This is a genomic window from Pseudomonas sp. KK4 (genome assembly GCF_001984065.1).
GTDB lineage: Bacteria > Pseudomonadota > Gammaproteobacteria > Pseudomonadales > Pseudomonadaceae > Aquipseudomonas.
Genome location: NZ_LYVP01000011.1, coordinates 75,496 through 96,619 on the forward strand (window position 1 = coordinate 75,496; position 21,124 = coordinate 96,619).

Below are 21,124 nucleotides of genomic sequence, written 5' to 3' on the forward strand. Positions count from 1 at the left end.
CGGCTCCTACAGTCCGGCCTTTTTCAGGCGTTCGGCGTGTTGCACGTACAGGTCAATCGGGTCGAGGTCTTTTGTGGAGGCAATGCCTGTCTGTCGCAGCGTGCCCAGGTGGTCGAGGGGATAGTTGGAACGGATGACGGTGCCCAGGTGGGAGCTGAAGCGGCCGACCAAGCCGTCGTTCTGTTCGGCTTCGTCGACGAAGTATCGGGAAAAGGTGCGCAAACAGTGGTGCAGGGGATTCATGGCGTTCAGGCCATTTTCCAGGAGATTGCCCTGCAAAATGCCACTCCAGGAGTAGTAATGGACGCCGTCCACCTGCTCGCAGCCCTGGCCGCCCCGGGTTTTCGGCAAGCCTTGGGGGTATTTGCCGTTGAAGGCGGCCACGCCGTCGGTGGTCAGGGCATTCAACGCGGCGACGGCGTTCTGCGGCAGCAGTCGGTGGCCGCCAAGTATGGCCAGGAATTCGGCGAACAGCGTCACTACCGTTTCGGCGACTTGTTCAGGCAATTGTCCCGGGGTGAGCGCCTTGCGCAGGAAGTCGGCCAGCTCCGAGCCATGATTGGGGCCGCTGACCGATGTCACCGACGCCACCGACTGCGGCACCATCGCCCCGGCATAACGCGCCGCCAGTGCGCCCTGGCTGTGACCGATCAGGTTGACCTTGTCCGTGCCGGTACCCTCCAGTACTCGCTCGATCTGCGCCAGCAGTTGCTCGCCCCGTGCTTCGTTGCTGTGGGTGGCGGACAGATGTGGCACGAAGACGCGTGCGCCAGCGCTTCTGAGGGCTTGCTTGATGTCGTGGAAAAGCTCGAAGTTGCCGATCCGGTCGAATCCGAAAAGTCCGTGGACCAGAAGGATGGGGTATCGCGTGTCTGCATTCCGTTGCATGTTTTCGTCCTTTGTCTGGCATTCAGGGAGGTGCCTTGCGCCTCACTCTAAAACACGCGGACCCGCTCGCGATGTATGAAAAAGACGCGGCACGGCGACGAAAAAGGAATAGTTGGACGCCGAAAAGGCAGGATCGGTCCGCTACCTTTTCGACGGGTTTCGATGGCTTTCAGTCGTGCTGGGTGCGCAGTCGCTGGGCCGCTTGCCGCAGCAATTGCTCCGTGCCGCTCCAGCCCAGGCAACCGTCGGTGACCGACACACCGTACTTCAGCGACGCGCTCAACGGCTGGCAGCCCTCGAACAGGTGACTTTCGATCATCATGCCGATCAGCGAGCGATCACCTTGCAGGCGCTGTTCCAGCACATCGTTGAACACTGCTGGCTGACGCAGAGGATCCTTGCCGCTGTTGGCGTGGCTGCAATCGACCATGATCCGGGCCGGGATCTTCAGTTTCGCCAGATCTGCACCTACCTTGGCGACACTGGCGCGATCATGGTTGGGGCCGTTGTGGCCACCGCGCAGCACCAGGTGGGTGTCGGCATTGCCCGGGGTCTGGATGATCGCAGGGTGTCCCTGGCTGTCGACGCCGAAATGGCGGTGGGGATGAGCCGCCGAGCGCATGGCGTCACTGGCCACTGTCACACCGCCGTCGGTGCCGTTCTTGAAGCCGACTGGCATGCCCAGGCCGCTCGCCATTTCGCGGTGGATCTGTGATTCGGTGGTGCGGGCGCCGATCGCCACCCAGCTCAGCAGGTCGTCGAAGTAGCCAGCGGCCATCGGTTGCAGCAGTTCGGTCGCCACCGGCAAGCCCAGCTTGAGCATTTCGCGCATCAGCTCGCGCGACAGGGTCAGGCCGCCGGCCATGTCGTCGCTGCCATCCAGGTGCGGATCGTACGCCAGGCCTTTCCAGCCGACCGTGGTGCGGGGTTTTTCGACGTAGGCGCGCATCACCAGCAGCATTTCATCGCTGACTTCTTCGGCCAGGCGGGCCAGATTGGCGGCGTATTCGAGGGCGGATTTGGGGTCGTGAATCGAGCAAGGACCGACAATGACCAGCAGACGGGAATCTTCACCGTCAAGGATCGCGCGGACCGCCTGACGGTGGGCGGCGACTTGCTGGGTCAGCGAGTTGCCGAGCGGCAATTGCTGTTTGAGTTGCAAGGAGCTGGGCAGGCGCAGTGTCAGCGCTTCATTGGCAGGGCGCAGCGTGGACAGTGGCAGAGCAGAGGCGGACGAGTTCATGTTCAGGCTTCCTGGGCGGGCGGCGGGTTCATTCCCGCACGCTCGGCCCTATTGGGGTGTTCGACAATTGGCCGGATTGGCTGCGTGTGTGTGCTTGCCACCTGTGGGTGACCGATCGGAGGCGGCAGGCTGTCCCGAGCGGAGGGTGGTAAATCGCCAGGCGGTAAAACTGTCGTAACGGTAATAAGTGGCGTAGTTCATGTTGGTGATCCTCTGAATGTCTGGTGTGTCGCTGAAAATACTGGGGCTGAAAAAACAAAACCCCCGGTCGGGAGGCCGACCGGGGGTTGAGAATTCTCTGGTGGCGACCCGTTTGAAGTGGGCGCCGTGTGGGTATCAGGCGCGCCAGTGGCTAAACCAATACCCAAAATAAAAGCTGACCGGAGCACAAGCGTCGTTCGCCCGGGCAGCCGCAACCGAGCGCAGGGCGCTGGCGGTACGAAGCTGTGAGAGGGCGTTGGACATGGTGGATCTCCGATGGATGCGCCGAGCTTACTAGAGGCCGGCAAGAGTATTCAATCAGAAAATGCTATCGACCGCAGATGGCATTTTCTATCACTTGTATCGCGCAGAGGGCGTGACACACACTGCATCGAAAGACGGCACAACGAATTTTCTGGAGATTTGATGAACGTTGAATGGCGCGCGGCTACTGATCGTGATCTGGCCTTTGCCCGCGAACTGACCTGCATCAACATGCTGCGCTATTACATTGAGCATGATCTGCGCTGGCAGGACGAGGCGTTCGATGTCGCCTGGGCCGGGCGTGAGCACTACATGATCATGCGCGGTGACCAGAGGGTGGGGTTTGTCAGCCTGAGCCGGGATTCCAGAGCCCTGTACATCCGGGAGCTGCAGGTCGCCGAAGCGGATCGACGGCAGGGTGCAGGTTCTTGGGCGATCGATCAGGTTCTGGCCATTGCTCGTCGGGAGCGCCGCCCGGCGTTGCGCCTGACGGTTTTTGAAAATAATCCGGCGCGGGCGTTGTATGAGAGAAAGGGACTACAGGTGGTCGGGACAGACGCGTGTTTCTTGATGATGCAGCGAGACATTGATCGCCTGCCTGGCTGAAACACGCTTGCCACAGGGCTTTCAAGATAACTGGAAACTTTTTATGTGACGCGTTGCGCTAGGTCTGCCACTTGCTTTTTGCTAAGGTGTCGACAACCCAATAAGACCATATCGCGAGGTGTCTGCTTGATTAGGGTGCTAGTAGTCGATGACCATGATCTCGTTCGTACAGGCATTACACGAATGCTGGCTGACATCGATGGCCTGCAAGTGGTCGGCCAGGCTGAATCGGGGGAGGAATCGTTGCTCAAGGCGCGTGAGCTCAAGCCCGATGTGGTGTTGATGGACGTCAAGATGCCCGGTATCGGTGGTCTTGAAGCCACGCGCAAACTGTTGCGCAGCCATCCGGACATCAAGGTCGTCGCGGTGACGGTGTGTGAGGAAGATCCGTTTCCCACGCGGTTGCTGCAGGCCGGTGCCGCGGGATACCTGACCAAGGGCGCAGGATTGCCGGAGATGGTCCAGGCCATTCGACTGGTCTTTGCCGGTCAGCGCTACATCAGTCCGCAGATTGCCCAGCAACTGGCAATCAAATCCTTCCAGCCAACCAATGACTCGCCTTTCGATGCCCTGTCCGAGCGGGAAATCCAGATTGCATTGATGATCGTTGGTTGCCAGAAAGTCCAGATCATTTCCGACAAGCTGTGCCTGTCGCCAAAAACCGTGAATACCTATCGTTACCGCATTTTCGAAAAGCTTTCGATCAGCAGTGATGTCGAGTTGACGCTGCTGGCGGTTCGTCATGGCATGGTCGATGCCAGCCTCTGAAAATGACCGATATCTTTGATCCAAGCGCCTTTCTGTCTACTGTCAGTGGGCGTCCCGGTGTGTATCGCATGTTCGACAGCGATGCGCGCCTGTTGTATGTCGGCAAGGCCAAGAACCTCAAGAATCGCCTGTCGAGCTATTTCCGCAAGTCCGGCCTGGCGCCCAAGACCGCTGCGCTGGTTGCGCGTATCGCGCAGGTCGAGACGACCATTACCGCCAACGAAACCGAGGCGCTGCTGCTTGAGCAGACGCTGATCAAGGAATGGCGGCCGCCGTACAACATCCTGCTGCGTGACGACAAATCCTATCCCTACGTTTTTCTGTCCGACGGCCAGTTTCCGCGCCTGAGCATTCATCGCGGGGCAAAGAAGGCCAAGGGCAAGTATTTCGGGCCATACCCCAGCGCCGGTGCTATTCGCGAAAGCCTGAGCCTGCTGCAAAAGGCGTTTTTCGTGCGTCAGTGCGAAGACAGCTATTACAAGAACCGCACGCGCCCGTGCCTGCAATACCAGATCAAGCGCTGCAAGGCGCCTTGCGTGGGGCTGGTCGACCCTCAGGTGTATGCCGAGGATGTGCGTCACTCGGTGATGTTCCTCGAGGGGCGCAGCAATGCGCTGAGCGATGAGTTGTCGGCGGCCATGGAAGAAGCGGCGATCAACCTGGAGTTCGAACGGGCCGCCGAACTACGCGACCAGATCGCGCTGCTGCGCCGGGTCCAGGATCAGCAGAGCATGGAAGGCGGGACCGGGGATGTGGATGTGATCGCGGCGTTCGTCAATCCGGGCGGCGCATGCGTGCACTTGATCAGTGTTCGTGCTGGTCGGGTGCTGGGCAGCAAGAACTTTTTCCCGCAGGTGGGTATTGAAGAGGACGTTGGCGAGGTCCTGGCCGCGTTTCTGGGCCAGTACTACGTCAGCAGTCCCGAACGCGACCTGCCCAGCGAATTGATCGTCAACGTGGTTCACGAAGACTTTCCGACCCTGATCGCGGCGATCCATGAGCTGCGTGGTCGCGAACTGAGCATCAGTCATCGGGTGCGCGGAACGCGAGCGCGGTGGCAGCAACTGGCAGTGACCAACGCCGAGCAGGCTCTGGGCGCGCGTCTGGCGAACCGTCAGCACATCACGGCACGTTTCGATGCGCTGGCAGATGTGCTGAAGCTGGACGAACCGCCGCAGCGTCTCGAGTGCTACGACATCAGTCATTCCAGTGGTGAAGCGACCGTCGCCTCCTGTGTGGTGTTCGGGCCGGAGGGGCCGATCAAGTCCGATTATCGTCGCTACAACATCGAGGGCGTGACGGCTGGCGATGACTACGCCGCGATGCATCAGGCGCTGACCCGTCGCTTCAGCAAACTGAAGGACGGGGAGGGCAAGCTGCCGGACATTCTGTTGGTGGACGGCGGCAAGGGGCAGTTGTCCATGGCCCGCGACGTGCTCAATGAACTGGCGGTGCCAGACCTGATCCTGCTTGGCGTGGCCAAGGGCGCGACGCGCAAGGCAGGCTTTGAAACCCTGTACCTCAATGATGCCGCCCATGAATTCACCTTGCGCGGCGATTCCCCGGCGCTGCATCTGATCCAGCAGATTCGTGACGAAGCTCACCGTTTTGCCATTACGGGCCACCGCGCCCGTCGTGGAAAAACCCGGCGTACCTCTACGCTGGAGGGCGTTGCCGGGGTCGGGCCAACGCGCCGCCGCGATTTGTTGAAACATTTTGGTGGATTGCAGGAGCTGTCTCGTGCCAGCATCGAAGAGATCGCCAAAGCACCCGGGATCAGTAAAAAGCTCGCAGAGTTGATTTATGCAAATCTGCACAGCGAGTAGAATGCCACCTCACCTCGTAGCCAGTTGTGCCGATGAATATCCCTAATCTGATTACCGTTCTACGCGTTCTGCTCATACCTATCTTCATTTTGCTGTTCTATCTGCCTTACCAGTGGAGCTACCTGGCGTCAGCCTCGGTCTTCGCGTTCGCCGCCGCCACGGACTGGCTGGACGGGTACCTAGCCCGCCGTCTGGAACAAAGCACCCCATTCGGGGCGTTTCTCGATCCCGTTGCCGACAAGTTGATGGTTGCCGTTGCGCTGGTTCTGCTGGTGCAGGAACACGGCAACCTTTGGCTGACGTTGCCGGCTGCAGTCATCATCGGTCGCGAGATCGTGGTGTCCGCCCTGCGCGAATGGATGGCTGAACTTGGCGCCCGTGCTCACGTGGCCGTGTCCAACCTGGGCAAATGGAAAACCGCCGCACAGATGCTCGCACTGGTCATCCTGCTGGCCAATCCTTCGGACTTCAGCTTATGGGTTCTGCTGGGTTATGCCTTGCTGATGATCTCCGCCGGCCTGACGTTGTGGTCGATGGTCCAATACCTGCGGGCTGCCTGGCCGCATCTGAAGACTGACGTTGAAAAGAAATAAAACTTTTTTGAATCAAAGGGTTGACGGGGCTTCTGGATTCTATAGAATGCGCCACACCAAGACGCGGGAATAGCTCAGTTGGTAGAGCACGACCTTGCCAAGGTCGGGGTCGCGAGTTCGAGTCTCGTTTCCCGCTCCAAGTTTGTACACATTTGATGTTGTTGCTACTGACAGCAAATGTTTTGAGGCCGAGTAGCAAAATGGTTATGCAGCGGATTGCAAATCCGCCTACGCCGGTTCGATTCCGACCTCGGCCTCCACTAATAAACAACCCCGCAGATCGATGATCTGCGGGGTTTTTTATTACCTCCAGGAAAGCGCAAGGAGCGATGTTTTCCATCTCCTGGGAGTTATCTGAAAAAAGCGCCGTAGGCTCATGATTTCAGAAGTTTTTTTATTTTCCGTCTCTGCCGAATTTAGACTGAAATATCGCACATGCGACCTTGCTTCACCGGGAAGGGATGTATATATTTCCACCCTCAGATTCACCGCGCTACCGCCCGAATGGCGAAACTGGTAGACGCATGGGACTTAAAATCCCCCGCTCGTAAGGGCGTGCCGGTTCGATTCCGGCTTCGGGCACCATATTAAATCAAGGGTTTGCGGGCGAAAGCTAATGCAAACCCTTGTTTGTTTCTGGTCCGCTATTTTGATGTTGGTCCGCAATTCACTTAGTAGGAGTGACTTTCTTGCCCATGCGATTGCGGATGTACTGCTCAGTCATCACCACGGTCGTATGCCCAAGTTGATCTCTCGCCTGCATGATGTCACCGCTGGACTCGGCTTTGTCCGTGCCTGCCTTGGCGCGTAAATCTCGCATCTGAAATTCGGATTTCTTCACCCCGGCCGCCTCCCTGGCCAAGTCAAACCTCCTGCGCAACATCGCCACCGTCATCGGTGTGCCGTCTTCTGTAACGATCAGCCGCGTCGAGCGGACTTTGTGTTCTGACTTTCGGGACATGATTCGATCAATCAAAACCTTCAGCTCACCAGTTACCTCAATCCGGCGCTTCGCCTTTGTTTTTCCCTGCAGCACCCAAATTTGCCCGTCGCGCACGTCCCGCTCATCCATCAACCTGGTGTCGGTCACCCGCTGGCCGGTGAGATAGGCAAGGTCCATGGCATCCTGAAGGCCAACATCGGCCTTATCGTGCACGCGCTTGAACAGCGCATCCTCAACGTACGTGTCCCGCCCGGTTTCTTTGTTGCCTTTGATGCCCGCGCAGGGGTTGGCGAGCGACGTATAACCTTTGTCCCGGGCGTAGTTCCAGATGGCGCTGAGCAGCGCTTTTTCACGATTCGCCCGGACGGGGGCCGCTTTGCGCCAGGTGAGGTACTGGCGAACGTGCAACGGCTCGATCGTCTCCAGTGGCGCGGGCGGATCATCGAAGAACGCGATCAGGTTTTTCACTTCGCGTTTGTTATCGAACTGCGTGGCCTTCCCCTTGGAAGGAACAATGTCGACCATATATTTTTCAGCGACATAGCGGAAAGTTATGACTTTGGCGACAAGATCGGTCGCTGCGCGGTCACGCTCCAGCTTCGCGTACTCCATGATCGCAAGCCCGTAATCGCTCCCAAGCGGAATTTCTTTGCGGTCCTTGCCGCCAGTGTCGTAATAGTAGAAGACTCGGCCGCTGGCCTTCTTGCGCTCTCGCAGCCGGGCGATGGAGCCCGGTTTACTTGGTCGTCGTCCCATGTCAGCTGGCCTTACGTGATTTCCATATGGGTTTTTCCGCTTCAAACGTTCCGACCGCGGTCACTGCCATGGCGGTAACGCTTGGCCAGCCGTTCACTTTAATCGTGTGGCGGACGCCATTCTTCTTCAGGTTGAGGATTTGTCCTGCTTTGGTTCGCGCGCCAGTGAGCTCGCAAACCTCCTCGTGGGATAGAAACTGGATGGTCATGAGCTGCTCCATGCCGCGCGTGGCGGCAGAAGGTAGTGAATGATTTACGCTGCGGCTCGGATCGACCGGCCAGCTTCACGGCGCCTGTTCATGAGCACCTGCAGCGGTACGCGTGGAATCTCCGGCCGTCCTCAGATCTGATCTCTGGCGCAAGGTAGGCCAGGTCCTCGTTGAGCCGCCCGAAGTAATAGAGGTGCTCTCCGTCGCCGCACCATTCAGGCTGAGCGGTGGCCTAAGTGCGAGCCTCAACGCAGGGCATACAGGTTTTGAAGGTATCCATGTCGCCGTCCCAGCAGCCCGTGACAAGGCTGTACTGTTGACCAGGCTGAACGACGCCGTAGCACTCGCAGCACTTGTGTTCCTTTCGTGCGGTGGGTGTGGATTCGGTTTGAAAATCGGACATGACGAATCCTCGCCCGCCGTTCAACGGCAGGCTGTGAGTTGTAAGGTTTTGGATTGCAGTTGAATAAATTCGTAGGGGTGCTGGCGGTGCGTATCGTGGAATAGCTAATATACGAGGAAGGCCCGCTCCAATAAGGTTCGTTAGTTCGCCCTGCCAGCTGTTTCAGAGAAATGCTGAGTGGCCGCAACTTGACAGGGTGGGCTTATCTCTTACACGTGACCTGGCAATATGCACCGAGAAGTCTCAGGCTCGCGGCTTATGTTTTAACGCCCCATCTGAGACTAGCTGCTTCTAGCAAAACCATATCGACACCGCAGGCAGGGTTTTCTGCACATACCGCGTCAAAATATCCTGCAAGCCATTCGTACTTAGCAAATACAGCCTCGGGACAGTTCCGGTCGAGTGCTTTGGAAATTATCAAATCCCGAATTGGGTTTAATCGCATCTTCCACAAGTCGTTACTGTTGTAGAAAAATGGATTCCCCCAAAAAGGCGGGAGGAAATTGAAGAATCTGTAGCCGTCCCCGGAGGATCGCCAAGTAACCTCCCCCTCAACCCCGTCCTCTACCCAATCTTTAGCCAGTTCCTTTGAAAGAATGATTCGGGGACTAGAAGCAACCGCACTTTCCAAGAGGTACGCCTCGTGAATGGCAGGTCCAAAGGCAAGTGAGCCTTGGTGAAACAGCTGTCCTCGAGCAACTCCGCCCCGCAGCAATAGCCCGTGAGGAATAAGATTCGAAGTGAGGGCATAAAGCGCCTGTTTCAGCGCGTCTCTTCCTGACTGATCATCGCTGAAACTTAGTAACAAAGAATCAGAAAACTGACTAACTATTGGGTCGCCGGGCCATCGCTCATCTTCCGGAGCAAGTCCTCTGAGGGTTTCAGTAAATTTGCTGTAGCCCTGCATGCCGGCGAGGGCTTTCCCTAGCGCTAAAACGCGTTCTCTGTCGCCTTTGGCTGCATCTTCGACCGCATTTTTCCAGCCGAGCACATCAATAAATGCGGTTATTCGAGTCTCAAATCTAAGCGACTCTTCGAACTTCGCTACCTCTTCAGCAATTCTTGTTTCCTCCACCTCTCGCTCCTTCGCACCGGCATCCCATGCAGCTTTCTGCGCATCAGCAGCCGCCTCCTCTTCATCCGTGTACTGGACGTAACAAGTAGTTCCGCCATCGGCCAAGCTCGTCTCAAGCCCATAGCGCCTGCCGGGTTCAGCCTTCTCAATTTCTATAAGTTGCCCATCTACTTTCTTGAAAATGGGATAGCCCTCTGCCAAATCCACGGTAATACCACCTCTTCGCTTATCCACATCCCGCTCCTTTTTCATACCCGCCCTCGTCACGTACGACTTCTACGGGGCGAATCATTTTTTGTACAGGCATGACTGTTCCTTTGCCGCTTTAGCGGCTGACTTTGAAGGGGTAGGGAGTAGATTTTCGGGTGGAGTACAAATGTACTCTGAAATGCTGTTCTACAAGGCTTGTACAAGAATTAATAAGTTGTATAGGTTTTTGTGCCAGAATTCACAGAGGAGAACCAAGCGAAAAAACTGGTCAATACCTCCGCTTCAGAAAACTGAGCACTACCATGATTCCTACCGACGACTTCAGATTCCAATCACACGTCCTTCTTGTGGAGCTTGACGCTGCTACAACCAAATTGATGATGCTGGTAGTCGCTGGGGAGCTCTCAGGAAGTCGTTGGGATGAAGCATTAGCACGACAAAGCACCGCCTATTCGGCATGGGTAAGCGCCGTGGCGGGCATCCGAGTAGACCCAATGCCTGCTCTTGATGGTCGACCTACAGACGGGCCGCTGAAGTCGGATAACTGAGCTAGTCGGCCACTGCCGGGCGGGCAAGCAGATTGGCGACCAGGGGCCAGAAGAGTTTGATCATGCTGCCTCCTGTTGCTGTTCTTGGCGCAGCGCCTGCTGAACCACCTCGACAACTCGGCGCAGGTACGTGAATTTATGATTTTCCTCGACAGCCTTGCCGTCGAGTGGGTAATGCCATTCATCGCCGAACAGTTCTGTCAGTAACCTGCTTTGATGCCAGCACTCGTTAGCGCTCTCTATGCCGCGCAGTTCGTCGATGTCGCACCAAAGCTCTCGGGCTTCGTCTTTACTCAGCTCGCCCAGCTCCCACTCATGGCGCCCTGTCTGTTGCCGGCGGCGCTGGACAATGCACTTCTTAGCCAGGGCGTGGAGGGCATTACCGCTGAACACGGTGGGGCTGATCCCGCGATTCAGGCAGTTGAGGATGTAATGCCAGTCACAGTCGGCAACAAACTCCGCGACGGTGCGCGGGCCCATGCCACCCCAGTAGGCGTTCCAGCTGTTGTCCCAGCAGTTGATCGTGATCTTGCCCTGGGCGGTCTGATAGCTCGGGTTGGATTCAGTAGGGCAGTCACGGCGGCCGAAGTCCTCGAGGAACACGGTAATCGCGTCGAGACGCGGCGCGCCGGTGATCACCAGCTTCGTGACTGTCGAGCGCTCAACCTTCAGCGGCTCAGCGGTTTTGTTTTCTGTGGGCATGGGGCGTCCTATGCCGGGTCATGCCCGGGCGGTGGATGGTGGGATGGGCGATAAACGGTTGGTTTCAATTAAGCGCGAAGGTGTTTGCGAGCGAATGAGTCGAGCCGCATGCTTTGACTGCCGACAATGCCAGAGCGCCGCCGCATGAAACGACTGACCGAGTGGATAAATCTGATCGCTGCGTTGATCCGTTTGGTCTACGTGATCATTCGTACGGGCTGGCTGTGATCTGCTTGAGGATCCGCTGGCCGATCCAGCGAACGACGGTGACGGCCTTGCTGTTACCGATTGCCTTGTAGCGCGGCCCGTCTGGGCATTCCTCAGCAGGCTTGCCGCGCCAAGGGATCAGCGTGTAGTCGTCGGGCTGACCCTGGAGACGCTCGCACTCGCGGGGGGTCAGGCGGCGAACTGCTGGGCCACCCACCAACATATCGGCCTCAGTAACCGGGTTGCTGTTGTTGCGCATGTTTCCGGAGCGCAAGGTGGGCGAAAGCTCAGCAACGATGTTTGGCCCTAACGCCGAGTTCGTGTTGTCCAACTGCTTTCCATAATTGCTGGTAATGGTCTGAGCCACGTCGCGGCAGTGAATATAACTTTGCTGCTGAGCACCTGCCTCTGCGGCAAGAGCTCCTACTACTTGTCCGTCAGTACCGATGTAGCGAACCTCGCTGCGGCTGTTCTGGGTAAACGCCAGTACCGCATTCTCCTGCCCGTTGTTTCGGCCCAGGGTGTGGGCTTGTTCAATGCTGATGCAAGGGTCTTGTGTTCCGTGCACTACGAGGTGGCTGTGACCGTGGTTCGCATCCTGGCCTGAGCAGCCTTGAAGCCGGCCATAGCTCGCATCGAGTGTCGCGGCAACGCAGGGCACATCGTCGTAGCTGTATCCGCCAGACTTGCGGGCACCCCCGGCAAGCGTCGGTGCTATGAAGAACGTCTCGCTTTCCATGTCCATGCGGGTGTCTTTCGCCGTCAGGGTGGCCGCCTGCTCGATCGAGGCTGCCAGGCTGTGCCCGCCGAACGCCGGTATCCCGCCGAACATTGAGACCGCCGGGCCTTCGTCGCCTTCGCAGTTCAAGCAGCCGTACGGTCCGAGCTCTTCGCCGAAGATTTCTCCGCATCCGCACTGGAGCGCAGGGCCGAAAGGAGCTGTTCCGGTAACGTCTTGCCCCTGGCCTCGGCGCGGCGCAGTATCCCGGCGCATGCCTTCTCGCTCAAAAAGTACCTCGGTGGGATCGAATCCGTCTCGAGCACTTGCGACAACGAACACACGGCGGCGTCGTTGGGCCAGTCCGAAATATTGGGCGTCCAGGACCCGCCACGCGATTGTTCTTTTGGGTCCATACACACAACCAGCGTTCGGCCATTTTTTCCCTGAAGGCTGCAGTTCGCAGTCTTCCCCAGCAAGCGCGCCAAGAAAACATCCGAAGGCGTTCCCTTTGTCACTGAGGACACCTGGGACGTTTTCCCAGACGACAACGCAGGCGGGCTTTCGCTGGCCGGCGCGAACATAGTCAGTTGCATCTGCAAGCTCCACGTATTTGATGGTGAGAGCGCCGCGCGGGTCGAGCAGACCCTGGCGCATGCCGGCCACGCTGAAGGCTTGGCAAGGCGTCCCGCCGACCAGCACCTCAGGCGCGGCGATCTTTCCGGCCAGGACCAGGGCCCCGAGCTTCGTCATGTCGCCAAGGTTCGGCGTGTTCGGGTAATGGTGAGCCAGCACCGCGCTGGGGAAGGCCTCGATCTCTGCGAACCAGGCGGCGCGCATGGCGAGCGGCTTCCATGCAAGCGTTGCCGCCTCGATGCCGGAGCAGACCGAGCCGTAAGTGATTTCCATAGGACTTCCTCAGCGGGGTGGTTCAGGTTTTTTCGAATACGCGAGCGTTTGGGGGAAATTTCAGCCGCTGCTGAATGCCAAGCATCAGCGTGCTGACCTTGGTGCCTTTGCAGAACACCGTGGCCGGGGGCAGTTTCACGTCGCAGGGCAGCGCCTGTTCGCCCTGGGCCAGCGACGCCTCAACGTGCCGCGCCATGTCCGACCAGACGTGAGCCTCAAGGCGAACTTCTGCACTCACAGCCTCGATGATCCACATAGGAAGGGTGACCAGGCGCTCATCGCGGGAGGCCGGAGATTGTTCTTCGGACATAGGGGATCCTCGCCGGCTGGCGTGATTCGCTGTGGTGGGATGCTCACGAAACTGGCACTGGCGACTCACATTAGGTTCAGGCAACCTTGGGCACCGAGTGCACAAGTAGTCAGAGAGCGATGTGTGATGGCAGAAAAAGAGAGATTCGATCTAATTGAAGAGTCTGATAGGGGGTGTGTGATTGTCGGTGCGTCGATATTGGAGGGCTACCTTGCTGAAGATATAGAACGGGCTTTTCTGTTCAACGGGTTGTCCAAACGCTATATAAAAACCAGTTTTGATGGCAATGGGGCTGTAGGCACATTTTCTTCTAAGGTTTTGATAGCTCGTGGATTTGGGCTGATTGATGACGATATTTTTCATGATTTGATGGTGATAAGGAAGCTGAGGAATGAGTTTGCCCATTCTCCGTTGTCTGCTTCGTTCGATGACATAAGTGTGAAGGCAAAAATAGACACTCTACGGTTTTCCGTTTTGGCAAAAGAGTCTATGGCAGGTTTTAAACGTTTCGATGTTCCGCCCGATGCGGTAAAAGAAGGTAGACCACTTAAAGAGTGGGATATGAACGCTGCTGGATATGTGAAGTACTATAAAAGCTTATTTTGTATAATAGTCAGCAGAATAGAAATACGGCTTTTGGAAATCCGAAACGCTCGGTTGAGTAGGCAAATTAATTTAGCAAGACTTTAATTGTATCAGCAGATAAAACACAAAAGTCTGATCGCTGATCGGTCGCACCTTACTGGCGGCCTTCAGCTATTTGTGTTCGGCCCAGCATGGAGCGAGCCCTTTGACAAAAGCAACAGCGAAACTGTTAAAACTTTGTCCTGGCTGCAAGAATCAAATTAGAGCAGCCCGCTGGGAAGAACACGTGATTAAGTGCCCAAAGGTCATGGGCTCGATGCTTCCCGCGAGAATCCGCGAAAAGCGGATAAAGCGCTTGCTGGGGAGTGAGCCCGAGTTCAGCAAGGGGGATTTCAAAGCTCCAACCGAAACTCAAGCCATCGGTGCTTTCGGCTTGGGGAAAAGCAGAAAGCACTGATTTGTGGTCTCCAGTCAGGCGCCGCCCTCCGTTACTGGATGCGGCTGTGTGAAATTTGGTGAAGTGGCAGAGTGATGGCTCTATGATTCGCCATCACTCACGCATGGAGCGCAATAGATGCGGATTTTGATGGTTTCAACAATTGCATTGTTCATCGCTGGCTGCTCTGGTCCAGGTGTTGTGCCAATGGGGCGCGACACTTACATGATCGCGAAGGACGGTAGCTTCACTACTTTTGGCGGTGGAGCCGTAAAGGCAGAGCTGTACCAGGAGGCCAATACCTTTTGCGAAAACAAAGGGAAGCAGCTGATGCCGGTGAAAGATGCATCCCGAGATTCTGGATACGCGCGCTATGCCAGCGCTGAACTGCAGTTCCGGTGCCTAGATGCAAATGACCCAGAGCTACGTCGGCCTACGATGGAGTCCGAGGCGAACGTGAAGATCAAAGTCGAGTAGGTCCTCCCTGACCGGTGGTGGCAATTTGGTTTGGCTTGGGGTATTTGTGTTCGGCCCGGCATGTAGTCGGACCAAGGAGGTTTAAATGGCGGATACGCCGTGGGACATGCTATCGGCCATAGGCACGGTGGCCGCTGTTGTCGTTGCCCTAGGGATTTCCGGTCAAGCTGCTTGGGCAAATAGGAGGGCTGAAACAGATCGCTCAGAATTGGCTGCCGCTAAGATGCTCGGCCCGCTCTTCGCCCTCGAAAGAAAATCAGCATCTCTTACGGCGTGTTTTGCATTTGGGGAAACCGAGTTTTCCAACTCTGAGCCCTATGTTTTGAAACTACTGGAAGAGCTTGATGCTCTTTCCAAATCTGTATTAATCAACGATCTGTATCCCCTTCTAAAACTTCCAAATCATGCCGCTAAAAGGTCGGCGTTAGCTCTCGGACTGATCCACACTTTGGTAAGTGATGCTCGATCGATGCTTCTAAACCAGCATTGGGTCAACATGAAAAACACTGAAAAAGCCTTTCAGTACAAGCGATGGCTTAGTATGACCTCCGAGATTTACGAGCATCTTATTGCGGCTGTGCGAGTCTTCGAGTCCGCAGCAGCGGTCGGTGCGCCGCGACCATCCCAGGAGGAAATATATGGCGTGGCACCTTATGATCAAAATGAACATTAGCTGCACTTCTCCATTGCGGTGGTCGAAATTGTTTTTGGGTTGGAATATTACTTAAGAACGGCAGTTAGCCGGATCAAGGAGGCTATATGGAATGCTTGGTTTGCGGAGGGCCTGCGAAAGAAAACCCACCGCAGGGGGACTATCGCGAAATTGACTGCCCAGGCTGTGGTGTATTCCGGGTAAGTGGCAGCTTAATTGCCATTCAGCGTGGCCGAATCTTTGATGTGGCGCCAACGCGTATTGCACTTGAAAGAATGCCAAGGGTAGGAGATATCCCGATACTCAACACAATCGACGAGGAGTTACTTTACGTGCCGGGAACTACGCCTCCCGGAAAACGTTACTCGTAATGAACAATTCGAAGAGCCTCGCGGTCGTGAGCTAACTTCAATTTCCGCGACACGTTTTCGGGTATCGCGTATTCGTGTCGCGGCGGCGGCTCAAGCAGTGGAAGGGCGCCGCCCGGGCCAAGGCTGTGCAGGTGATGAATCATCAGCGTGATCGCCTCGCCTTGCTCCTCGATTCCGCTCCAAGTCATCAACTCAGCAAGGGCTTGGCGCGTGCCGGGCAGGCAGTGCAGCCTGATTTCCTCTTCGCCGCGCTCCTTCCTCTTCGCCGCGGCTTTCGCTGAGCGATCTGCATTGCTCTTGGCCATGGCCTGCCTCTTCAATTCCGTGGGCCGGTATATCCAGCCATGTCTGTCGTCGGCGCTGGCGCACCTGGTTGCTGATTCGTCTCATGCTGCTTTCTGCTGATTCCAGACGCCCACGGCGTCGAACACCCGGGCAGCCTGTTCTACTGTGAGTGAGACCTGGGCGGGGATCGCGATCCAGCCCGATGCGACTCGGTGATTTGGATTGCTCTCCGCGACCAGGTCTTTGTAGGTTTCCACGATCACGTCCTCGAGGTGCGCGGCCAGGTAGTTGCCCTGGGGCGCGACCTCGACGGATTTGGTGTAGCGGTGCCCGCGGTGGTCCCGACACTGGACGCTCAGGTAGATCGTCCAGCGGTGGGCAAAGTCGCAGACCGCATCGGCGATGCGCTGGCCGGGCGGGATGTTCTTGCAGTTCTTCCAGTTGATCATCCCCTGGCGCCCGCTGGGATCGATGTTCACCACTGCAACGTGGTTAGTGCTGAGCAGCGCCCGGCAGGACCGTTCTATCCGGGCGCGCATGTTGTTGGGCTTGCGCACTTTCATAGTGAGTCCGCCAGTTTCCGTAACGCCTGGCGCTGCGCCCAGTTCAACCCTCTGGGTTTGCGCTTGAGGACCGTTTCGGGATCGATCTTCTGCGAGCGGGGCGGCGGCAGCGGATTGCTCGGGGTGCTTTTCAGTTGAGCGATCTGTCCGCCGGCGGCTAGGTACTGAGCGACCCGGTCGTTGATTGATTCCGCGCTTTGCCGCTGCTGCTCGATGAGGTTGAGGTGGTTGCTGATCATGGTGGCCTCACTTGATCCGGATAGAGCTCTCGCCGCGCTCCAGGTGCGCCCAGATCGGCTCGGGAAGCAGTTCGTGTTCTGCGTCTTCGCCAGCGTTCATTCGCTTGCGTACTGCATCGTTGTGATCACGGATTTCCTTCAGCCTTGCCGCAATCGACTTCTTGTCTGGAGCGAATACGGTCTTTGTTTCAATGAAGTCATCCGGGATTTCGTCTTCCTTGTCGACAATCACCTTTTCCGGTGCGAGCGCCAGGGTAATGGTGAAGAGGGGGCGCTTGATCGACTTGATGTCGGCGGCCTCCATGTTGCGACGCAGGTAGTCGCTAATCTGGCTGACACTGTTTTTCTTCACGCGCTTCAACTCGTTGAGCCGGTCGACTTCTTTGTCGATGGCGTCGATATCGCTTTCGATGTTCCGACGCAGCATGACAATGTTGTCCGCCTTGATCTCGAATTCACCTTGGATCGCATCCATGGTGTCTTGCAGGGCCTCTTTCAGACCCTCGTCGTCGGTATCAGCCATGGCTTGCAGTTCGGCCATCTGGCCGGTGAGCTTGTAGAGTTGGGTCATGCTGCGTTCTCCCTTTCAGTGGCTTCAGTGATGCGCTTCCACTCCAGTGAAATGCGCTCGGCACCCTTGGTGTCTTTTCGAATGGTTAGCTTGCGTACAGCGATGTCGTGGATCTTTTTCAGTTCCTGCGCAGACTGGGCGCCGGCCATGGTGTCGATAACTGACTTGATGTAGTCCAGTCGCTCTTGTTTCTGGCGATCTTCCTCGGCGACCCGGTCTTCGGCTTTGTTCAGTGCTACTTCATCCCGCACCGTTTCGACATAAGTTGCGTCGTCGAACAGACCCATATGGATGTCGGCGGAGAACCCGAGAGGTTGCAGACATTTGCCGATGGCGTCAGTGAGCGACTTTTTGGCTGCCTCCCAGTCGGTCATGATTTTTCCTTGCTGGAAGTAAACAAACGGCGTGTGGCCGTAATGCTCGACAGTGCATTTCTGCCCGTCCTTGCCCAGGTACCAAAGTTCGACCTTCAGCGTGTGCAGCTTTGCATTGATTCTCGGAGCTTCCGGCCATTCTTTAGTGGGTGCCTGCAGCGGGGCTCCCTCGTCAAACCGATCTTCGAGCACCGTCCACCCCCAACCTTCGCCGCACGGCCCGAAAACCTCGGTCGCCTTACGCATGAGGTAGGTGGGCTTGATGGCTGTGCCTTTGAAGCCGCCCATTCCGGTGAAGTTTTTCGTCGCACTGGGGTCGGTGGTGTCAACCTGGTCCCAGATTCTGGTGTTGTCAGACATGGGGAATCCTTGCCGCGATGCACGCAGCGTTTGAAGGTGTGGATTATTGGGTAACGCGATCAGCCAGAGCGCTGAGCAGCATCAGGAACGTGAAGATGCCAATGGCTGAGAACGATCCGCGCCAGATCAAAACGCGGCGCGTCCATTGGCGGGCAGTCAACGGAAAACCCGGTAGGTGGTTGAGTGCGGCACCTGGCAGATGCTGGTGGATTCCCGCACGGCGTTATAAGCGGCAGCCCCGGCAACCAGAACAGTGACGAGCGCCCAGTAGATGAGCTTCATGGTCGAACCCTCACCGCTATTCGTCTTCCTTTCATGGTCGGGGCCAGGCGCTGGGGAAGGTTTGCGACCAGTTCGTGACGTTGACGGCCGATAACCTCATTGAAAGGGAGGCCAAAGCCGAGCAGGGCGATCTTGCTCTCGATGTCGTCGAGCTGTTCGTCGATCAGGCTTTTCACTGGTGGAGTCGTCATGCGGCTCTTCCTTGCCGACGCTCGTAAACACGGCGCAGGCGTTCGGCGTAGTCGGCTTCCTCGGTGGCGCTGATGATGCTCAGCGTACGGAAGATCAGAAGTGCGGTACCGGCGGAGGCCTTGACCACAACGGGGCTGCAATCGGGATCGATCATGCGTTCGATGTAGCCGGCGAGCATGCCAATGGCCAGTTCGTGATTGCTGGCGCTCATGCTGCCCACCGTCCATGCCGCCGGCGCGTGTTGGCATCAATCTCGACCCACAACGCCGTTTCAATCTCCCGGCCGTACTCCTGGGTGAGCGCTGCCAGCGACCAGTAGGGTTGGGCGCTCATCCGTACGCCGTCATCGTCGTAGCAGATGGCCGAAACAACCTTGAACTCGAGCTCGCGGCTGCCGTAGAAGTCCCAATCGCTGTTCCAGCTGTTGAGCGCTGGCGGGATGTTCTCGCAATGGGTCACCTCCACCTGGAGGACGAACCCTTCAACAATCACTTCGTAAGTCATGGTGGTCGCCTCCGTAGTGGCGGGGTGGTTGCATCCGTCTGCCCACTCGGTGGAATGGGCAGAAGTGATGCAATTCAGTCGAGGCCGGTAGCCAGCGGTGACTCCCGAAAGATCCGGGCGATTTCTTCAAAGGCCAGGGCCATCTGTTCGCGGCGGTTTTCCGATTTAGGCAGCCAGAATATGACGGCACTTCGGTCATCGTCCTCTGGCGGGTGGTGAAGGTGTTCGCTGCTGTGCAGGATCAGTTGGGCTGCGTGGTAAGTGATTCCGGTGTTGGAAGCCTTCTCCACATGGATGACCTCGTTGGTCAGTTCCTGGCTGTACACATTGATGCGCATGGCTGTTGCTCCGGTTGTTTTCCCAATGCACCCGGTCGCCCAGGTGCATCAGTGAAAAAATCCGTTTTGCTGTCCGCCCCATGCGCGGCGCCTCGGTTTCCCCACCTGGCCGGCGTCACACATTTCGTGTTCGGTGTTCTTCGCCGGCTGGCTTGCATGGTTTGGCGTCCTCCCATGAGGGGAGTCCGGCAGGTTCCAGAGCCTGCATGGAGATCGAAATTTATGTTTCGCGCTGTGCCCGTTGCCGGGGATCGATCCGCGAAGATTCCTGACTGTTAAAGAGCGGCGCGGCTTTCGCTGCTGTGCCGGTGATGCATCGGCTTGAGTTGAATTTAAGCAAGCTGAAATTAACGTGTCAAGCATGCTGAATAAAATAATTCAGAATGCTGAAATTTGAAGTCAATAAAAAGCCCGCTCAGTGGCGGGCTCGTTTCAGGCTTCGCAGTACTCTCGCCACCCGATCCTGACGGTGTTGCCGTCCAGGTGTTCAATACGCACGCCGCTCGTTTCCTCGATCTCCTGAATCACCTGATGCCAGGCCTCGGGGCTTTCATCGTCGTTGCGCGCGACGGTGATGACCTGGACCTTTTGAACGCCAGGCGCTGCAATCAGGCGCTGGATTCGCCGACCCACCAATTCATAGGATTCTCGGGAAGGCGCTACGGGTGACGCGATTTTGTGCATGGGAAACGCTCCTTGCTTGTACTGGATAAACATACAGTATTGGTCCTGTAATATTTTGACAAGAGGGGGTCCGCTTAGCCTTTCGGATATGTAAACAATTCGCACATATCTTTTCAGAGGGCACAAAAAAGCCCGCTTGGTGGCGGGCTTCTGGCAAGGCTTGAAGGTCAGGTTTTCTTGTCCCTGTTACTAACACATGCTTGAAAAATTATATTTCTGTAATCTGTTACCGCTTTCGCTTGATATTCCGGTGAGGAAAAACGATTTTCTTTGTAGGCTCCATCGATAAGCATCTTGTATATCCTAGATACGTAGCCATCGTCCTTAACTGCGATTTTGTATAGTTTTGCCATTGGCACACCGGATTGCCTGGCATGCATTACTGTCTCTGCCATCCCATCCATTTGTTCGCACTCATCGGGTTTTTCTGCTGCAAACAAAGGCATTGCCACGCATGCGGATAGCAGGCCAAAGGCGAGATAATGTTTCATCGGTTCCCTCCAAATTAAGACCGCACTCTATCATTCATGGCTCACGGCCACCATTGGAGTGCTCAGTCCTCCGGATCAATTTCTTCGTCAGGCTCGCACCTGGCAATCAGCTCAACGATTTGTTTCAGCAGTCCGCATTTCCGAAAAGCACGGCCAAGTGATCCTCAATACGCTTCGACATCTCCGTTGAGCCGCGCTGATTGATCCAGATGCCAATCTCTTCTACCGCGCAGCCGATGGCCATGATGTTCTGGTTGAGTCGGTGGAGCAGGGCGGGATGAGTTCGTCTGGCATGGCTTTTCCGCCAGTTAATAAGGAAAGCGTAGCGGCGGGGTGGGGGGG

Annotated in this window: 27 protein-coding genes, 3 tRNA genes and 1 pseudogene; 10 read left to right on the forward strand and 21 right to left on the reverse strand. The window is 56.8% G+C overall.

What is annotated here, in order from left to right:
* Nucleotides 1-6 precede the first annotated feature (6 nt).
* Nucleotides 7-888, reverse strand: coding sequence for a triacylglycerol lipase (locus B0W55_RS06660; RefSeq protein WP_077045219.1), 882 nt, complete (start codon nucleotides 886-888; stop codon nucleotides 7-9).
* Nucleotides 889-1,057: 169 nt separating this feature from the next.
* The gene (locus tag B0W55_RS06665; protein WP_077045220.1) at nucleotides 1,058-2,131 is read right to left on the reverse strand and encodes a 3-deoxy-7-phosphoheptulonate synthase; all 1,074 of its coding nucleotides are present in this window, start codon (nucleotides 2,129-2,131) and stop codon (nucleotides 1,058-1,060) included.
* A gap of 627 nt (nucleotides 2,132-2,758) precedes the next feature.
* On the opposite strand from B0W55_RS06665, the gene B0W55_RS06670 reads away from it, so the two are divergent.
* The 7 genes from B0W55_RS06670 to B0W55_RS06700 all read left to right on the forward strand — a co-directional run bounded on the left by B0W55_RS06670 (nucleotide 2,759) and on the right by B0W55_RS06700 (nucleotide 6,974).
* A complete protein-coding gene (locus B0W55_RS06670) occupies nucleotides 2,759-3,202 on the forward strand; it encodes an N-acetyltransferase (RefSeq protein WP_077045221.1) in 444 nt (147 codons plus the stop codon).
* A gap of 126 nt (nucleotides 3,203-3,328) precedes the next feature.
* Nucleotides 3,329-3,970: a UvrY/SirA/GacA family response regulator transcription factor gene (gene uvrY / locus B0W55_RS06675; RefSeq protein WP_008015884.1), complete on the forward strand. Its 642-nt coding sequence runs from the start codon at nucleotides 3,329-3,331 to the stop codon at nucleotides 3,968-3,970.
* A 2-nt stretch (nucleotides 3,971-3,972) separates the two neighbouring features.
* Nucleotides 3,973-5,796, forward strand: coding sequence for an excinuclease ABC subunit UvrC (gene uvrC, locus B0W55_RS06680; protein WP_077045222.1), 1,824 nt, complete (start codon nucleotides 3,973-3,975; stop codon nucleotides 5,794-5,796).
* Nucleotides 5,797-5,828: 32 nt separating this feature from the next.
* Nucleotides 5,829-6,389 (forward strand): CDP-diacylglycerol--glycerol-3-phosphate 3-phosphatidyltransferase, encoded by a 561-nt coding sequence (gene pgsA, locus B0W55_RS06685; RefSeq protein ID WP_077045223.1) that lies wholly within the window; start codon nucleotides 5,829-5,831, stop codon nucleotides 6,387-6,389.
* A gap of 63 nt (nucleotides 6,390-6,452) precedes the next feature.
* Nucleotides 6,453-6,528, forward strand: a tRNA-Gly gene (locus tag B0W55_RS06690).
* 47 nt (nucleotides 6,529-6,575) lie between these two features.
* Nucleotides 6,576-6,649: transfer RNA gene (locus B0W55_RS06695), tRNA-Cys, on the forward strand.
* A gap of 238 nt (nucleotides 6,650-6,887) precedes the next feature.
* A tRNA-Leu gene (locus B0W55_RS06700) sits at nucleotides 6,888-6,974 on the forward strand.
* An 82-nt stretch (nucleotides 6,975-7,056) separates the two neighbouring features.
* On the opposite strand, the gene B0W55_RS06705 is transcribed toward B0W55_RS06700, so the two are convergent.
* The 6 genes from B0W55_RS06705 to B0W55_RS06740 all read right to left on the reverse strand — a co-directional run bounded on the left by B0W55_RS06705 (nucleotide 7,057) and on the right by B0W55_RS06740 (nucleotide 13,378).
* Nucleotides 7,057-8,088 carry a tyrosine-type recombinase/integrase gene (locus B0W55_RS06705; protein WP_077045224.1) on the reverse strand — a complete coding sequence of 344 codons (1,032 nt, stop codon included), beginning with the start codon at nucleotides 8,086-8,088 and terminating at the stop codon, nucleotides 7,057-7,059.
* A 1-nt stretch (nucleotide 8,089) separates the two neighbouring features.
* A complete protein-coding gene (locus B0W55_RS06710; RefSeq protein WP_077045225.1) occupies nucleotides 8,090-8,296 on the reverse strand; it encodes a DUF4224 domain-containing protein in 207 nt (68 codons plus the stop codon).
* 659 nt (nucleotides 8,297-8,955) lie between these two features.
* Nucleotides 8,956-10,026, reverse strand: a complete 1,071-nt coding sequence (locus B0W55_RS06720) for a hypothetical protein (RefSeq protein ID WP_077045226.1) — start codon at nucleotides 10,024-10,026, stop codon at nucleotides 8,956-8,958.
* 566 nt (nucleotides 10,027-10,592) lie between these two features.
* Nucleotides 10,593-11,234, reverse strand: a complete 642-nt coding sequence (locus tag B0W55_RS06730; RefSeq protein ID WP_077045228.1) for a hypothetical protein — start codon at nucleotides 11,232-11,234, stop codon at nucleotides 10,593-10,595.
* Nucleotides 11,235-11,439: 205 nt separating this feature from the next.
* Nucleotides 11,440-13,068 (reverse strand): DNA (cytosine-5-)-methyltransferase, encoded by a 1,629-nt coding sequence (dcm, locus tag B0W55_RS06735; protein WP_077045229.1) that lies wholly within the window; start codon nucleotides 13,066-13,068, stop codon nucleotides 11,440-11,442.
* A gap of 22 nt (nucleotides 13,069-13,090) precedes the next feature.
* A complete protein-coding gene (locus B0W55_RS06740) occupies nucleotides 13,091-13,378 on the reverse strand; it encodes a hypothetical protein (RefSeq protein ID WP_077045230.1) in 288 nt (95 codons plus the stop codon).
* A gap of 126 nt (nucleotides 13,379-13,504) precedes the next feature.
* On the opposite strand from B0W55_RS06740, the gene B0W55_RS06745 reads away from it, so the two are divergent.
* The 3 genes from B0W55_RS06745 (at nucleotide 13,505) to B0W55_RS06760 (ending at nucleotide 15,549) form a co-directional block, all read left to right on the forward strand.
* Nucleotides 13,505-14,068 (forward strand): hypothetical protein, encoded by a 564-nt coding sequence (locus B0W55_RS06745; protein WP_077045231.1) that lies wholly within the window; start codon nucleotides 13,505-13,507, stop codon nucleotides 14,066-14,068.
* 469 nt (nucleotides 14,069-14,537) lie between these two features.
* A complete protein-coding gene (locus B0W55_RS06755; RefSeq protein ID WP_077045233.1) occupies nucleotides 14,538-14,876 on the forward strand; it encodes a hypothetical protein in 339 nt (112 codons plus the stop codon).
* A gap of 85 nt (nucleotides 14,877-14,961) precedes the next feature.
* Entirely contained in the window at nucleotides 14,962-15,549 is a 588-nt protein-coding gene (locus B0W55_RS06760; protein ID WP_077045234.1) for a hypothetical protein, read from the forward strand.
* A 340-nt stretch (nucleotides 15,550-15,889) separates the two neighbouring features.
* On the opposite strand, the gene B0W55_RS06770 is transcribed toward B0W55_RS06760, so the two are convergent.
* From B0W55_RS06770 to B0W55_RS31515, 13 genes and pseudogenes are all read right to left on the reverse strand, one after another.
* The gene (locus B0W55_RS06770; protein WP_077045236.1) at nucleotides 15,890-16,204 is read right to left on the reverse strand and encodes a hypothetical protein; all 315 of its coding nucleotides are present in this window, start codon (nucleotides 16,202-16,204) and stop codon (nucleotides 15,890-15,892) included.
* Between the two features lie 81 nt (nucleotides 16,205-16,285).
* Nucleotides 16,286-16,747: a hypothetical protein gene (locus B0W55_RS06775; protein ID WP_077045237.1), complete on the reverse strand. Its 462-nt coding sequence runs from the start codon at nucleotides 16,745-16,747 to the stop codon at nucleotides 16,286-16,288.
* Complete coding sequence (locus B0W55_RS06780) at nucleotides 16,744-16,986, reverse strand: hypothetical protein (RefSeq protein ID WP_077045238.1); 243 nt, start codon at nucleotides 16,984-16,986, stop codon at nucleotides 16,744-16,746. Before B0W55_RS06780 ends, B0W55_RS06775 begins: the two co-directional genes overlap by 4 nt.
* 7 nt (nucleotides 16,987-16,993) lie before the next feature.
* On the reverse strand, nucleotides 16,994-17,557 hold the full coding sequence (locus tag B0W55_RS06785; RefSeq protein WP_077045239.1) for a siphovirus Gp157 family protein: 564 nt from the start codon (nucleotides 17,555-17,557) through the stop codon (nucleotides 16,994-16,996).
* Nucleotides 17,554-18,291, reverse strand: coding sequence for a hypothetical protein (locus B0W55_RS06790; RefSeq protein ID WP_077045240.1), 738 nt, complete (start codon nucleotides 18,289-18,291; stop codon nucleotides 17,554-17,556). Before B0W55_RS06790 ends, B0W55_RS06785 begins: the two co-directional genes overlap by 4 nt.
* 156 nt (nucleotides 18,292-18,447) lie before the next feature.
* Nucleotides 18,448-18,573, reverse strand: a complete 126-nt coding sequence (locus B0W55_RS31080) for a hypothetical protein (protein ID WP_256576225.1) — start codon at nucleotides 18,571-18,573, stop codon at nucleotides 18,448-18,450.
* Nucleotides 18,570-18,764: a hypothetical protein gene (locus B0W55_RS06795; protein ID WP_077045241.1), complete on the reverse strand. Its 195-nt coding sequence runs from the start codon at nucleotides 18,762-18,764 to the stop codon at nucleotides 18,570-18,572. Before B0W55_RS06795 ends, B0W55_RS31080 begins: the two co-directional genes overlap by 4 nt.
* Nucleotides 18,761-18,976 carry a hypothetical protein gene (locus tag B0W55_RS06800; RefSeq protein ID WP_077045242.1) on the reverse strand — a complete coding sequence of 72 codons (216 nt, stop codon included), beginning with the start codon at nucleotides 18,974-18,976 and terminating at the stop codon, nucleotides 18,761-18,763. Before B0W55_RS06800 ends, B0W55_RS06795 begins: the two co-directional genes overlap by 4 nt.
* On the reverse strand, nucleotides 18,973-19,269 hold the full coding sequence (locus B0W55_RS06805) for a hypothetical protein (protein WP_077045243.1): 297 nt from the start codon (nucleotides 19,267-19,269) through the stop codon (nucleotides 18,973-18,975). Before B0W55_RS06805 ends, B0W55_RS06800 begins: the two co-directional genes overlap by 4 nt.
* Nucleotides 19,270-19,343: 74 nt before the next feature.
* The gene (locus B0W55_RS06810) at nucleotides 19,344-19,607 is read right to left on the reverse strand and encodes a hypothetical protein (RefSeq protein WP_077045244.1); all 264 of its coding nucleotides are present in this window, start codon (nucleotides 19,605-19,607) and stop codon (nucleotides 19,344-19,346) included.
* A gap of 432 nt (nucleotides 19,608-20,039) precedes the next feature.
* Nucleotides 20,040-20,291 (reverse strand): DUF1654 domain-containing protein, encoded by a 252-nt coding sequence (locus B0W55_RS06815; protein WP_077045245.1) that lies wholly within the window; start codon nucleotides 20,289-20,291, stop codon nucleotides 20,040-20,042.
* A 167-nt stretch (nucleotides 20,292-20,458) separates the two neighbouring features.
* Entirely contained in the window at nucleotides 20,459-20,782 is a 324-nt protein-coding gene (locus B0W55_RS06820; protein ID WP_077045246.1) for a hypothetical protein, read from the reverse strand.
* 124 nt (nucleotides 20,783-20,906) lie between these two features.
* Nucleotides 20,907-21,124, reverse strand: a pseudogene (locus B0W55_RS31515) (hypothetical protein); the annotation flags it as partial.

Coding starts and splice junctions, on each gene's coding strand:
- B0W55_RS06670 (WP_077045221.1), top strand. CDS start 2,759: ATGAACGTTGAATGGCGCGCGGCTACTGATCGTGATCTGGCCTTTGCC.
- B0W55_RS06730 (WP_077045228.1), bottom strand. CDS start 11,234: ATGCCCACAGAAAACAAAACCGCTGAGCCGCTGAAGGTTGAGCGCTCG.
- B0W55_RS06780 (WP_077045238.1), bottom strand. CDS start 16,986: ATGATCAGCAACCACCTCAACCTCATCGAGCAGCAGCGGCAAAGCGCG.
- B0W55_RS31080 (WP_256576225.1), bottom strand. CDS start 18,573: ATGAAGCTCATCTACTGGGCGCTCGTCACTGTTCTGGTTGCCGGGGCT.
- B0W55_RS06770 (WP_077045236.1), bottom strand. CDS start 16,204: ATGGCCAAGAGCAATGCAGATCGCTCAGCGAAAGCCGCGGCGAAGAGG.
- B0W55_RS06790 (WP_077045240.1), bottom strand. CDS start 18,291: ATGTCTGACAACACCAGAATCTGGGACCAGGTTGACACCACCGACCCC.
- B0W55_RS06720 (WP_077045226.1), bottom strand. CDS start 10,026: ATGAAAAAGGAGCGGGATGTGGATAAGCGAAGAGGTGGTATTACCGTG.
- B0W55_RS06705 (WP_077045224.1), bottom strand. CDS start 8,088: ATGGGACGACGACCAAGTAAACCGGGCTCCATCGCCCGGCTGCGAGAG.
- B0W55_RS06755 (WP_077045233.1), top strand. CDS start 14,538: ATGCGGATTTTGATGGTTTCAACAATTGCATTGTTCATCGCTGGCTGC.
- B0W55_RS06665 (WP_077045220.1), bottom strand. CDS start 2,131: ATGAACTCGTCCGCCTCTGCTCTGCCACTGTCCACGCTGCGCCCTGCC.
- B0W55_RS06760 (WP_077045234.1), top strand. CDS start 14,962: ATGGCGGATACGCCGTGGGACATGCTATCGGCCATAGGCACGGTGGCC.
- B0W55_RS06710 (WP_077045225.1), bottom strand. CDS start 8,296: ATGACCATCCAGTTTCTATCCCACGAGGAGGTTTGCGAGCTCACTGGC.
- dcm (WP_077045229.1), bottom strand. CDS start 13,068: ATGGAAATCACTTACGGCTCGGTCTGCTCCGGCATCGAGGCGGCAACG.
- B0W55_RS06740 (WP_077045230.1), bottom strand. CDS start 13,378: ATGTCCGAAGAACAATCTCCGGCCTCCCGCGATGAGCGCCTGGTCACC.
- pgsA (WP_077045223.1), top strand. CDS start 5,829: ATGAATATCCCTAATCTGATTACCGTTCTACGCGTTCTGCTCATACCT.
- B0W55_RS06815 (WP_077045245.1), bottom strand. CDS start 20,291: ATGCACAAAATCGCGTCACCCGTAGCGCCTTCCCGAGAATCCTATGAA.
- B0W55_RS06805 (WP_077045243.1), bottom strand. CDS start 19,269: ATGACTTACGAAGTGATTGTTGAAGGGTTCGTCCTCCAGGTGGAGGTG.
- B0W55_RS06800 (WP_077045242.1), bottom strand. CDS start 18,976: ATGAGCGCCAGCAATCACGAACTGGCCATTGGCATGCTCGCCGGCTAC.
- B0W55_RS06660 (WP_077045219.1), bottom strand. CDS start 888: ATGCAACGGAATGCAGACACGCGATACCCCATCCTTCTGGTCCACGGA.
- B0W55_RS06810 (WP_077045244.1), bottom strand. CDS start 19,607: ATGCGCATCAATGTGTACAGCCAGGAACTGACCAACGAGGTCATCCAT.
- B0W55_RS06775 (WP_077045237.1), bottom strand. CDS start 16,747: ATGAAAGTGCGCAAGCCCAACAACATGCGCGCCCGGATAGAACGGTCC.
- B0W55_RS06785 (WP_077045239.1), bottom strand. CDS start 17,557: ATGACCCAACTCTACAAGCTCACCGGCCAGATGGCCGAACTGCAAGCC.
- B0W55_RS06820 (WP_077045246.1), bottom strand. CDS start 20,782: ATGAAACATTATCTCGCCTTTGGCCTGCTATCCGCATGCGTGGCAATG.
- B0W55_RS06795 (WP_077045241.1), bottom strand. CDS start 18,764: ATGACGACTCCACCAGTGAAAAGCCTGATCGACGAACAGCTCGACGAC.
- B0W55_RS06745 (WP_077045231.1), top strand. CDS start 13,505: ATGGCAGAAAAAGAGAGATTCGATCTAATTGAAGAGTCTGATAGGGGG.
- uvrC (WP_077045222.1), top strand. CDS start 3,973: ATGACCGATATCTTTGATCCAAGCGCCTTTCTGTCTACTGTCAGTGGG.